The organism is Aeromonas dhakensis, assembly GCF_000820305.1.
Taxonomy (GTDB): domain Bacteria; phylum Pseudomonadota; class Gammaproteobacteria; order Enterobacterales; family Aeromonadaceae; genus Aeromonas; species Aeromonas dhakensis.
Window position 1 is genome coordinate 37462 of record NZ_CDBH01000045.1, and the last position, 12807, is coordinate 50268.

Annotated in this window: 8 protein-coding genes; 5 read left to right on the top strand and 3 right to left on the bottom strand. The window is 60.7% G+C overall.

From position 1 onward, the window contains the following. Positions 1-404 precede the first annotated feature (404 nt). The 3 genes from aspS to BN1143_RS11575 all read left to right on the top strand — a co-directional run bounded on the left by aspS (position 405) and on the right by BN1143_RS11575 (position 4889). Positions 405-2171: an aspartate--tRNA ligase gene (gene aspS / locus BN1143_RS11565; protein WP_042050728.1), complete on the top strand. Its 1767-nt coding sequence runs from the start codon at positions 405-407 to the stop codon at positions 2169-2171. Between the two features lie 102 nt (positions 2172-2273). Beyond that, positions 2274-3014, top strand: a complete 741-nt coding sequence (locus BN1143_RS11570) for a YebC/PmpR family DNA-binding transcriptional regulator (protein ID WP_005299136.1) — start codon at positions 2274-2276, stop codon at positions 3012-3014. Between the two features lie 258 nt (positions 3015-3272). Further along, positions 3273-4889 (top strand): phosphoethanolamine transferase, encoded by a 1617-nt coding sequence (locus BN1143_RS11575; protein WP_042050729.1) that lies wholly within the window; start codon positions 3273-3275, stop codon positions 4887-4889. A 111-nt stretch (positions 4890-5000) separates the two neighbouring features. Here the strand turns inward: BN1143_RS11575 and nagC are convergent, their stop codons facing one another. Genes nagC through nagB form a run of 3 tightly spaced genes read right to left on the bottom strand, consistent with a single transcriptional unit; the run spans position 5001 to position 8175 of the window. After that, positions 5001-6215, bottom strand: coding sequence for a DNA-binding transcriptional regulator NagC (gene nagC, locus BN1143_RS11580; RefSeq protein ID WP_010634486.1), 1215 nt, complete (start codon positions 6213-6215; stop codon positions 5001-5003). A 4-nt stretch (positions 6216-6219) separates the two neighbouring features. Next, entirely contained in the window at positions 6220-7365 is a 1146-nt protein-coding gene (gene nagA / locus BN1143_RS11585) for an N-acetylglucosamine-6-phosphate deacetylase (protein ID WP_042050730.1), read from the bottom strand. A gap of 9 nt (positions 7366-7374) precedes the next feature. Then, positions 7375-8175, bottom strand: a complete 801-nt coding sequence (gene nagB / locus BN1143_RS11590) for a glucosamine-6-phosphate deaminase (RefSeq protein ID WP_017766092.1) — start codon at positions 8173-8175, stop codon at positions 7375-7377. Between the two features lie 273 nt (positions 8176-8448). On the opposite strand from nagB, the gene nagE reads away from it, so the two are divergent. Both nagE and BN1143_RS11600 read left to right on the top strand, forming a co-directional pair. Next, positions 8449-9903, top strand: a complete 1455-nt coding sequence (nagE, locus tag BN1143_RS11595) for an N-acetylglucosamine-specific PTS transporter subunit IIBC (protein WP_042050731.1) — start codon at positions 8449-8451, stop codon at positions 9901-9903. A gap of 122 nt (positions 9904-10025) precedes the next feature. Beyond that, positions 10026-12689 (top strand): beta-N-acetylhexosaminidase, encoded by a 2664-nt coding sequence (locus BN1143_RS11600; RefSeq protein ID WP_042050732.1) that lies wholly within the window; start codon positions 10026-10028, stop codon positions 12687-12689. Positions 12690-12807: the final 118 nt, after the last annotated feature.

Sequence of the window (12807 nt, forward strand, 5' to 3'; positions counted from 1 at the left end):
ATTTTCCCCTTTTTTTGCCCCGGGATGTAAAAAACAGGGCAAAGGAGGCTGCTGGCCATTTTACCCAAATGGGGGTTTTCCTCTATAATGCCAGCCCTTTTGTTTGCCAATTTGTTGTGACTCACGCCGCTGTACGCATATTGTGACGACGGCAGCGGCCATGATGCGGCCAAACAACAATCGCTTGCCGATGCCATCCGCCCGACAACCCGGCCGCTTGTCAGCCGCCTCTGGTCGAGCCGATATCGGCGGCAGGTGTCCGATCCCGGCGGTCGGACGGTACGAGACAGATTTCAAACCGGGCAAGAAGCAGGATCTGGCCAGCTGTGAGACAGACGGTGCTTGCCAGTCGTGCCCGGCGACCCAGGTTAACCGTCTCTCTACAATTTCGAAGGAAGAAGTCCATGCGCTCTATCTATTGCGGACAGGTCAATGAGGCCCATGCAGGGCAGACCATTACATTGTGCGGTTGGGTCCATCGTCGTCGCGATCTGGGCGGCCTCATCTTTATCGACATGCGTGACCGCGAGGGCATCGTCCAGGTGTTCTTCGATCCGGACAAACCGGACGCCTTCGCCCTGGCCTCCGAACTGCGCGGCGAGTTCTGCATTCAGGTCTCCGGCGTGGTACGCACCCGTCCTGATTCCCAGCGCAACAGCGACATGGCCACCGGCGCCATCGAGGTGTTTGCCCACGAGCTCACCATCATCAACCGTGCCGAGCCGTTGCCGCTGGACTTCAACCAGGTCAACAGCGAAGAGGTGAGCCTCAAGTATCGCTACCTGGACCTGCGTCGCCCCGAGATGGCCAAGTACCTGAAGACCCGCGCCAAGGCCAGTGCCTTCGTGCGCCGCTTCATGGACGAGCACGGTTTCCTCGACATCGAGACCCCGATGCTGACCAAGGCCACCCCGGAAGGGGCCCGTGACTATCTGGTGCCGAGCCGCGTGCATAAGGGCAAGTTCTATGCTCTGCCGCAGTCCCCGCAGCTGTTCAAACAGCTGCTGATGATGTCCGGCTTCGACCGTTACTACCAGATCGTCAAGTGCTTCCGTGACGAAGACCTGCGTGCCGACCGCCAGCCGGAATTCACCCAGATCGACGTGGAGACCTCCTTCATGACCGCACCGCAAGTGCGTGAAATCATGGAAGAGATGATCCGTAAACTGTGGCTGCACATCCTGAACGTGGATCTGGGCGACTTCCCGATCATGACTTTCGATGAAGCCATGCGTCGCTACGGCTCCGACAAGCCGGACCTGCGTCTGCCGATGGAGCTGGTGGATGTGGCTGATCTGCTGACCGTGGTCGAGTTCGCCGTGTTCGCCGGCCCCGCCAACGATCCGAAAGGCCGCGTGGCTGCCCTGAAAGTACCGGGCGGCGCCGAGCTGTCCCGCAAGCAGATCGACGAGTACACCAAGTTCGTCGGCATCTACGGTGCCAAGGGCCTGGCCTGGATGAAGGTCAACGAAGCGGCCAACGGCATCGAGGGCGTGCAGTCCCCGGTGGCCAAGTTCCTCTCCGACGCCATCGTACGCGAGATCCTGGCCCGCACCGGTGCGATGGATGGCGACATCATCTTCTTCGGCGCCGACTCCAAGAAAGTGGTGTGCGATGCCATGGGCGCCCTGCGTCTGAAAGTGGGCCGCGATCTGGGCCTGCTGGAGAACAGCTGGAAGCCGCTGTGGGTCATCGACTTCCCGATGTTCGAGGAAGATGGCGAAGGCGGTCTGGCCGCCATGCACCACCCGTTCACTGCGCCGAGCGGCCTGAGCCCGGAGCAGCTGAAAGCCAACCCGGTAGGCGCTTACGCCAACGCCTACGACATGGTGATCAACGGCTACGAAGTGGGTGGCGGTTCAGTGCGTATCCACAACAGCGAGATGCAGTCCACCGTGTTCGACATCCTGGGGATCACCCCGGCCGAGCAGCGCCTGAAGTTCGGCTTCCTGCTGGATGCCCTCAAATACGGTACCCCGCCGCACGCCGGCCTGGCCTTCGGCCTGGACCGTCTCAGCATGCTGCTGACCGGTACCGAGAACATTCGGGACGTGATTGCCTTCCCGAAAACCACGGCGGCCGCCTGTCTGATGACCGACGCCCCCAGTTTTGCCAACCCGACCCAGCTGGGCGAGCTGGCGATTGCGACCACCGTCAAGGGTGACGAATAAGCCTTTAACGGCAACCAGGGCCGCAGCAATGCGGCCTTTCCCGTTTCCCCGGGTAGTCGCAACCTGTGTTACTGAAATTTCAAACTATAACGGAGAGTCCCTATGGCAGGTCACAGTAAATGGGCCAACATCAAACACCGCAAGGCGGCGCAAGACGCCAAGCGCGGCAAGATCTTCACCAAGCTGATCCGCGAAATCACCACCTCCGCGCGTCTCGGTGATGCCGACCCGGCCAACAACCCGCGCCTGCGTGCGGCGGTGGCGGCGGCCCTGACCAGCAACATGACCCGTGACACCATCAACCGTGCCATCGCCCGTGGGGCCGGCGGTGGTGACGGCGAGCAGCTCGAAACCATCGTCTACGAAGGTTACGGCCCGGCCGGCTCCGCCGTCATGGTGGAGTGCCTGACCGACAACCGCAACCGCACCGTGGCCGAAGTGCGTCACGCCTTCAGCAAGTGCGGCGGCAACCTGGGTACCGATGGCTCCGTGGCCTACCTGTTCACCAAGAAGGGTGTACTGACCTTCGTGGGCGCCGATGAAGATGCCCTGATGGACGCCGCTCTGGAAGCCGGTGCCGACGACGTGGTGACCGAAGAAGATGGCACCATCGAGGTGTACACCACCCCGAACGACTTCGGCACCGTGCTGGATGGTCTGGAAGCCGCCGGCTTCAAGCCCGAGAGCGCCGAAGTGACCATGATCCCCTCCACCGAAGCGGAGCTGGATGCCGAGACCGCGCCCAAGCTGATGCGCCTCATCGACATGCTGGAAGATCTGGACGACGTGCAGGAGGTGTACCACAACGGTTCCATCTCCGACGAAGTTGCCGCCACCCTGTAATCAGGTCGGCAATATTCCTCGAAACGGCAGCCTCGGCTGCCGTTTTTTTTCATCCGTATAACCCGCATCGACCCGCCCTTCGGCCAGAACAGGCCCCGCCTTAATTCTCCCTTAAGTTTGGTTTTCTACCCTGCCTGCGTCCCGGGGCCCTCGCGCCCACGGCCGGTCTGCACCTCGGGAAGAGGGCGCCGGCGCGGAAGATCCAAAGAGGGGCTGTTGCCAAGCCCCCTGTCTTGTCTGGTTTGTCGGAGTATCGTTATGCGTATCACCTTGGGTGTGATGAAGGTGAATCTGTTGTTGGTGCTGCTGTTTGCACTGCTCTTCAACTGGCCCATTTTCCTCCACTTCTACACCATTCTTACCAAGCTGGAACACGTCAAGGCGGGCTTCGTCGTCTCGATCCCCTTCGTGCTGCTGGCCGCGCTCAATGCGGTGTTCCTGCCCTTTACCTTTCGCTATCTGCTCAAGCCCTTCTTCGTGCTGCTGATCCTGATGGGATCCGTGGTCAGCTACGCCATGCTGAAATACGGGGTCATCTTCGACGTGAGCATGGTGCAGAACATCGTCGAGACCAACAGCGGGGAGGCAGCCTCCTACCTCAATGGTTCCGTGTTGCTCTGGTTCGCGCTGACCGGCCTGCTGCCGGCCTTGGCCCTGCTGTGGGTGAAGATTGACTATCCCCGTCCCTGGTACAAGGGGCTGGGCCTGCGGCTCGGCTCCATCGCCCTCTCCTTGCTGCTTCTGGTGGGGGTGGCCGCCCTCTATTACCAGGATTACGCCTCGGTCGGGCGCAACAACAAGTCCCTCGGCAAGGAGATAGTGCCCGCCAACTATGTGCACGGCCTCTATCGTTACGCCACCGACATCCTGTTCGCCACCCCGATCCCGTATCAGCAGCTGGGCACGGACGCCAGGGTGGTGGGGCAGGGCAGCAAGCCGACCCTGATGTTCCTGGTGGTGGGGGAGACGGCGCGCAGCCAGAACTACTCCCTCAACGGTTACGACAAGGCCACCAACAGCTTCACCGCGAGAGAAGCGGGCATGGTCTCGTTTCGCAACGTGCGCTCCTGCGGCACCGCCACCGCGGTCTCGGTGCCCTGCATGTTCTCCAACCTGACGCGACGCGGCTATGACGACACCCTGGCCCAGTCCCGCGACGGCATACTGGATGTGCTGCAGCACGCCGGCGTCTCCGTGCTGTGGAAGGAGAACGACGGCGGCTGCAAGGGGGTGTGCAAGAACGTGCCCACCATCGAGATCGAGGCCAAGGATTTTCCCCAGTACTGCCAGAAGGGATCCTGCTACGACGAGGTGATGCTGGAGGGGCTGGATCGGCAGATCGCACAGATGAAGGGCAACAAGCTGGTGGCCTTCCACCTGATGGGCAGCCACGGCCCGACCTACTATCGCCGCTATCCCGCCAGTGAACGGACCTTCGTGCCGGACTGCCCGCGCAGCGACATCGAAAACTGCACCAATGAAGAGCTGGTCAACACCTACGACAACACCATCCGCTACACCGACAAGGTGGTGGCCCGTCTCATCGACAAGCTCAAGACGCTGGAGAAGGATTACAACGTGGGGCTGGTCTATCTGTCGGATCATGGCGAATCCCTCGGGGCCATGGGGCTCTACCTGCACGGCACCCCCTACAAGTTCGCGCCGGACGATCAGACCAGGGTGCCGCTGATGACCTGGTTCTCCCCCCAGTTGCAAGCCGATCGTCAGCTGGATATGACCTGTCTGCAGCAGGAGGCGGCCAGCAAGCGCTTCTCCCACGACAATTTGTTCCACTCCATGTTGGGGATCATGGATGTGCAGACTCAGGTCTACAACGGCGCGCTGGATCTGTTCAAGCCGTGCCGGGCGGGGTGAGTCACCGCGTCCGATTACGCCGCTATGCGGCTAATCGAACCTACGCTCGAAGAATCTATCAATAAAAACGGCAGCCACTGGCTGCCGTTGTTGTTTCGCAAGGCCTCGGCCCTACTTCTGCTCCATGATGATCTGCAGCAGGTCTCCCTCCAGCAGGGCCCGCTTCACCAGGGCGAAACCGCCGACGGTGGGCTGGTTCTGGAAGCGTGCCTTCACGATGGGCAGGCCGCGGTGGAAGCTTGGCAGAGACTGGTGCTCCACGCAGCGGCGGATAGCCGGGAACAGGATCTCCTCGGCGGCGGTGATTTCGCCGGCGATCAGCACCTTCTGCGGGTTGAACAGGTTGACCGTGATGGCCACAGCCCGTCCCAGATGCTCACCCACGTTCTCGATCACGCTGCGGGCCAGCTCGTCACCGGCCATGGCCGCCTTGCACACCTCCTGGATGGTGATGTGCTTCTCCTGCAGCGAGCTCAGGTGGCCGCGGCTGATGAGCTCCTTCACCTTGTCGACGATGGCCTCGTTGGAGGCGATGGTCTCCAGGCAGCCGAAGTTGCCGCAGTGGCAGCGCTTGCCGAGCGGCTCGACCTGGATGTGGCCGATCTCGCCGACGTTGCGGTTCTGACCGAGGAATACCTTGCCCTTGGTTATGATGCCCGAGCCCGCCCCCTGGTGGACGCTCACCAGAATGGAGTCCATGCAGTCGCGGGACTCGCCGAAGAAGTGCTCGGCCAGCGCCAGCGAGCGGGTGTCGTTGCCCACGTAGCAGGGCAGGTTGAAGTGGTTTTCCAACAGCTTGGCCAGCGCCAGATTGCGGATCTGGTACTTGGGGGTGTAGATGACCATGCCCGATTCCGGGTTGACCAGGCCCGGCATGGTCAGCGCGATGCTGATGAGGTTGCGGCTGCGATCCTGCTGGGAGTCGATGAAGGCACCGATCTCCCGCAGCAGCATGTCGACCACCGGCTGTTGCTCGATCTCGGTCACCTGGGTGACATGCTGGTCGAGCTCCTTGCCGTCGAGATCATAGAGACTCAGCTGCAGGTAGCCGCGGCCCAGCTTGGCGGACACAAACTGGAAGCGATGCTTGATGGTGGTCAGGGAGATGGCGCGCCGTCCACCGGTGGAGGCTTGCGGCGAGGTCTCCTTGATCAGGCCATGCTCGATCAGTTGCCGGGTGATCTTGGTCACGCTGGCCGGGGCCAGCTGACTCAACTCGGCAATTTTGACCCGCGAGATGGGCCCCTGCAGGTCGATGAGCCGATACACGGCTGCACTGTTGACCTGCTTGATAAGATCTACGTTTGCTATTTGTCCGCCAGTCATAGTGTCACTGTGTTGTGTAGTGTCCGTTAACCACGGTCCCGCAGACCGTGAAGGCCTGATCAAAGACAGTCAGGTTGGCTATTTTTCCGACCTGGATACTACCGAGACGTGAGTCCCATCCAATGGCGCGTGCAGGGTAAAGGGTGGCCATTCTCAGTGCTTCATCGAGCGGTAATCCGACCTGTTTGACCAGATTTTCCACCCCCTCGATCATGGTGAGGGCAGAGCCGCCGAGTGTACCATTCTCGTCGACGCACTGACCATCGCGGAAATAGACGGTTGCGCCACAAAAATCAAACTTCTCAAAGCCTTCCGGTGCCCCTGCCGGCGCGGTCGCGTCGGTGACCAGCACCAGTCGCTCCCCCAGCATCTTGTGCGCGAGACGCACGTTGGCCCAATGCACGTGATGGCCGTCGACGATGACGCCGGCGTAGACATCCTTGCGATCATAGATGGCACCCACCACGCCCGGCTCGCGGCCGTTCAGGGTCGGGGTCATGGCGTTGTAGAGGTGGGTGGCGAAGCGAATGCCGCTGTCGAACCCGGCCATGGCCTGATCGTAATTGGCGGCGGTATGGCCGGCGGAGACCAGAATGCCAGCCTCCACCAGACGGCGGATGTGTTCCGGCTTGTTGCGCTCCGGCGCCAGGGTGATCTTGGCGATGGTATCCGCGTTGGCGCAGAAGAAGTCGATCATCTCGTCGGCGGGCTGGCGGATCTGCTCGGCCGGGTGGATCCCCTTGCGCTTGAGGTTGGTGTAGGGGCCTTCCAGGTGCACGCCAAGGACTTCGTTGGGGTGCGCCGCCATGTAGTCGCGGGTGACGGCGACGGCCTGCTTCATGTCCGCATCCGGACTGGTGATCAGAGTCGGCAGGAAGCTGGTAGTACCGGATTTCAGATTGGCGGCCTGCATGGTCGCCAGGGTCTGGGTGGTGATGTGGCCGTTGAACATGACGCCACCGCAGCCGTTGAGCTGCACGTCGATGAAGCCGGGGCTGAGGTTGGCACCCTTGAGGTCAATCTGTTCGATGCCGGCCGGCAGTTCGGCCTGGTGGGAGATGGCGACAATCTGGTCGCCCTCGATCACCACCCCGTAACCGGTCAGCACGCAGCTGCCGGTGTAGAGGGTGCAGTTGGTCAATGCGTACATGGTGACTCCTTACAGACGGCCGATGTTGGCGGCTTCGAGCTGCTGGAAGTAGCGCACCGTCTTGACCTTGAGCTCCATGGTGGAGGGCTCGTCACACACCATCATTCCTTTCGGATGCAGCTGCAGGGTGGAGATGGTCCACATGTGGTTGACGCTGCCTTCCACCGCGGCCTGCAGGGCCTGCGCCTTGCCGTGACCGGTCACGAGGATCATGATCTCCTCGGCATCCATCAAGGTGCCGACACCCACGGTCAGCGCCAGCTTGGGCACCTGCTCCATGTCGCCACCGAAGAAGCGGGAGTTGGCGATGCGGGTGTCTTCGGTCAGGGTCTTGACCCGGGTGCGGGAGGCCAGGGAAGAGGCCGGCTCGTTGAATGCGATGTGACCGTCATTGCCGACGCCGCCCATGAACAGGTGGATCTTGCCGTAGGACTTGATTTTGTCTTCGTAGCGCTTGCACTCGGCCACCAGATCCGGCGCATTGCCGTTGAGGATGTTGATGTTCTCGGGGCGAATGTCGATGTGGCTGAAGAAGTTGTTGTGCATGAAGCTGTGGTAGCTCTCGGGGTGATCTTCCGGCAGGCCGACGTACTCGTCCATGTTGAAGGTGACCACGTTCTGGAAGCTCACCTCACCGGCTTTATGCAGTTCAATCAGGCGCTTGTAGGTGTTGAGCGGAGTGCCGCCAGTGGGCAGGCCCAGTACGAAGGGGCGATCGGCAGTGGGTTTGAACGCATTGATACGGTCAACGATGTAACGGGCGGACCACAGCCCCACTTGGCTGGCAGATTTCAACGGGATCAGGCGCATTGTAGATACCTCTGTACGGGTTGCGGCCGGGATGTCGGCGGCAAGAAGAGCGGGACGGATTTAAGTTGTTTTATAGCGTAAATAAAGATTGCGAACTAAGCCACATCTATCCGCCACCTTTATCTCGTTTGGGTGATAATGATCACGATTACAGGTTTATTAATTTGCGCAGCGAAATAAAAGCCCTAGACTGCCAATCAAGCCTTGATGGCTTATGCGTCAAACGTGATAAGCACTTAATTTCTAGAAAAACATTAACTAAGGAGAGGAACCGTGAACATTCTCGGTTATTTGCAAAAGATCGGCCGGGCCTTGATGGTACCGGTAGCGGTATTGCCTGCCGCCGCGATCCTGATGGGGGTTGGCTACTGGATTGACCCGAATGGTTGGGGTGGTGACAGCGCGCTGGCCGCCTTCCTGATCAAGGCGGGTTCCGCCATCATCGACAAGATGTCCATCCTGTTCGCCGTGGGTGTTGCCTATGGCATGTCCAAAGACAAAGACGGTTCTGCCGCGCTGGCCGGTCTGGTCGGTTATCTGGTGGTGACCACCTTGCTGAGCCCGGGCGCGGTATCCCAAATCCAGCAGATCCCGCTGGACCAGGTGCCTGCTGCGTTTGGCAAGATTGAGAACCAGTTCATCGGTATCTTGACCGGTGTGATCGCGGCCGAGCTCTATAACCGCTTCAGCAGTGTGGAACTGCACAAGGCGCTGGCCTTCTTCTCCGGCCGTCGTTTGGTGCCGATCGTGACCTCCGTGGTGATGATCGTGGTCGCCTTCGTCCTGATGGCCGTCTGGCCGGTCATTTACGGTGGTCTGGTGAGCTTTGGTGAATCCATCGTCAACCTGGGTTCCACCGGCGCCGGCATCTACGCCTTCTTCAACCGTCTGCTGATCCCGATTGGTCTGCACCACGCCCTGAACTCCGTGTTCTGGTTCGACGTGGCCGGCATCAACGACATCCCGAACTTCCTGGGTGGTCAATCCTCCATCGACGCCGGCAAGGCTGTCGTGGGTGTGACCGGCATGTATCAGGCCGGCTTCTTCCCCATCATGATGTTCGGTCTGCCGGGTGCCGCACTGGCCATCTACCACTCTGCCAAGAAAGAGAACAAGGACAAGGTTGCGTCCATCATGATCGCCGCCGCCTTTGCCTCCTTCTTCACCGGGGTGACCGAGCCGCTCGAGTTCTCCTTCATGTTCGTGGCGCCGGTACTGTACGTCATCCACGCGTTCCTGACCGGTATCTCCGTGTTCATCGCCGCCTCCATGCACTGGATGGCTGGTTTCGGCTTCAGTGCCGGCCTGGTGGATATGGTGCTCTCCAGCCGCAACCCGCTGGCGACCAACTGGTACATGCTGATCCCGCAGGGTCTGGTGTTCTTCGGCCTCTACTACGTGGTCTTCCGCGCAGTCATTGCCAAACTGGGTCTGAAAACCCCGGGTCGTGAAGATGACGAAGCGGTACCGGCACAGGCTCAAACCACTGACCGCACCGAGCTGGCCAAGCAATACCTGGAAGTGCTGGGCGGCCAGGAGAACCTGGTGACCATCGATGCCTGCATCACCCGTCTGCGTCTGACCCTGAAAGATCGCAGCATCGTTGACGAGCGCAAGCTCAAAGCCCTGGGCGCGGCCGGTGTGGTCAAGCTCGGTGAGCAGAACCTGCAGGTGATTCTGGGCCCATTGGCCGAAATCATCGCCGGTGAGATGAAGGCCCTGCGTTAATCGGGCGCCAAGCTCGCCTCAAGTCTAAGTCCATTGTTGACATAACTAAGGGCCCCGCCTCGGGGCCCCATATAAAAAAAGCCAAGAAAATCCAACCTTTACTTCAAATGAGAGCAGCAGTTATGAACTTGAAACATTCTCTGTTAGCCATTGCCATGTCTACCGTTTTCGCCGGTCCGGCACTTGCAGCCGATGCCGCCAAGCAAGCCGTGGTCGACGCCCTCGCCAGCAACCTGGTGGTCAAGTATGAAGTCGTCACCAACGACGGTGCCGGTGCCGGTCTCGACTGCCAGGCCCTGGGCTCCGAGTGGGCGAGCTGCGGCGTTGCCAAGCTGCACCTGACCAACACCGGTGCTGACGTCACCTCCAAGGACTGGAGCATCTATGTCTCCTCCATCCGCCGCATCCAGCGGGTGGACAACGACCAGTTCACCATCACCCACCTGACCGGCGACCTCTATCGTTTGACGCCGACCGAGAAGTTCCAGGGCTTTGCCAAGGATGCCACGGTCGAAGTGCCGTTGGTGGTGGAGTACTGGGTATTGTTCGAATCTGACATCATGCCGAACTGGTATGTCGCCAGCGAAGGGGCCGAGCCGAAAGTGCTGGCCAGCATGAGCAACATCGACGATGCCACCACCTACGAGAAGCCGATGCCGGCCGACGGCTGGAAGCGCACCAAGGATGACAACAACATCCTGATGAACAGCGAAACCCGTTTCGCCGCCAACCAGACCAGCACCTTGCTGCCGGCTGGCAAGGTCGACAACCAGATCCTGCCGACCCCGATGAAGCAGGTGGTCAAGGCCGGCCCGCAGGTCGACTTCTCCACCATCAAGCTCAATGCCCTCGACCTGCCGAGCGATCGCGCCGAAGCCCTGAAGGCTCAACTGACCAAGCTGGGTGTTACCCTCTCCGACACCGGCTACCCAGTGACCATCAAGCTCGGCAGCAAGCTCAAGCAGGCCGAAGGCTACGACATGACCATCGGCAAGAAGGGCACCGTCATTCAGGGGCACGACATCGAAGGTGCCTTCTGGGGTGCCCAGTCCCTGATCTCCCTCTTGGGAGTCAACGACAAGCTGGTGAGCCAGATGACCGTCGAGGATGCCCCGCGTTTTGAATACCGCGGCATGCAGACCGACGTGGCCCGTCACTTCAGAAGTCCCGAGACCCTGAAGAAGCTGGTGGATCAGATGTCTGCCATGAAGCTCAACGTGCTGCACCTTGGCCTGACCAACGATGAAGGCTGGCGTCTGGAGATCCCGGGCCTGCCAGAGCTGACCGACGTCGGCAGCCAGCGTTGCCACGACGAGTCCGAAACCAAGTGCCTGATGCCGCAGCTGGGCTCCGGCCCGACCAGCGACAACCAGGGTTCTGGTTTCTACAGCAAGGCCGACTACATCGACCTGGTGCGCTATGCCAAGGCACGCGGCGTGACCGTGATCCCCGAGATCAACATGCCGGCCCACGCCCGTGCCGCCGTGGTCTCCATGGAGGCGCGTTACAAGCGTCTGATGGCTGAAGGTAAAGAGGCCGAGGCCAACCAGTTCCGTCTGACCGACCCGGCCGATACTTCCAACGTCACCTCGGTGCAGTTCTACGACAAGATGTCCTTCATCAACCCCTGCCAGCCGGGCGCCGCCACCTTCGTGGCCAAGGTGATGGACGAAGTGGCCCAGATGCACCAGGCCGCCGGCCAGCCGCTGACTGCCTGGCACTACGGTGGTGACGAGGCGAAGAACATCATGCAGGGCGGCGGTTACCAGGACCCGGCCGTCACCAAGAAAGAAGATCTGGTGGCCTGGAAGGGCAACGTCGACTCCAGCAAGCAGGACAAGCCGTTCGGCAAGTCCCCCATGTGCCAGAAGATGGTGGATGAGGGCAAGATCAAGGACGTGGCCGAGCTGCCGGTCTACTTCGCCAAGGAAGTGAGCGAGATGGTCAAGGGCCACGGCTTCTCCACCCTGCAGGCGTGGGAAGATGGTCTGAAGTACGCCACGGATGCCAGCGTGTTTGCCACCGACAAGACCCGGGTCAACTTCTGGGAAACCCTCTATTGGGGTGGCTTCAACGAAGCGATGAAGTGGGCGCACAAGGGCTATGAGGTGGTGCTCTCCAACCCGGATTACCTCTACTTCGACTTCCCGAACGAGGTACACCCGGCCGAGCGTGGCTACTACTGGGCCACCCGCTTCAACGACACCCGCAAGGTGTTCGCCTTCGCCCCGGAAAACCTGCCGCAGAACGCCGAGACCTCGGTTGATCGCGACGGCAACGCCTTCGTGGCCAAGGGTGACCAGGATCCGGTCAAGTTCAAGGGTATCTCCGGTCAGCAGTGGAGTGAAACCGTGCGTACCGACGCGCAATACGAGTACATGGTCTACCCGCGCATCTTCTCCATGGCCGAGCGCGCCTGGCACAAGGGCGGCTTCGAGCTCGACTACGTGAAGAACCGCGAGTTCTCCGGCACCACCAAGTTCGTCAACAAGGCCACCCTGAACAAGGAGTGGAACCAGTTCGCCAACGTGCTGGGTCAGCGCGTGCTGCCGAAACTGGATCAGGCCGGGGTGGAATACCGCCTCTCCGTACCGGGCGCCAAGGTGGTGAACGGCAAGCTTGAGGCGAACGTGGATCTGCCAGGTCTGCCCATCCAGTACAGTCTGGATGGCAAGAGCTGGAGCGCCTACGACGCAGCCGCCAAGCCGAGCGTCAACGGCAAGGTCTACCTGCGCACCACCAGTTTCGATGGCAAGCGCACCAGCCGCGTCACCGAGCTGAACTGATAGCCCTCAATCCATAACGCAAGGTGGGTCGCAAGACCCGCCTTTCCCAAGGACGATGGTCATCGGGCTTGGGAAAGGTTGACTGTGCGTGTGAGCCTTTGTTGTGTGTGTATTGTCT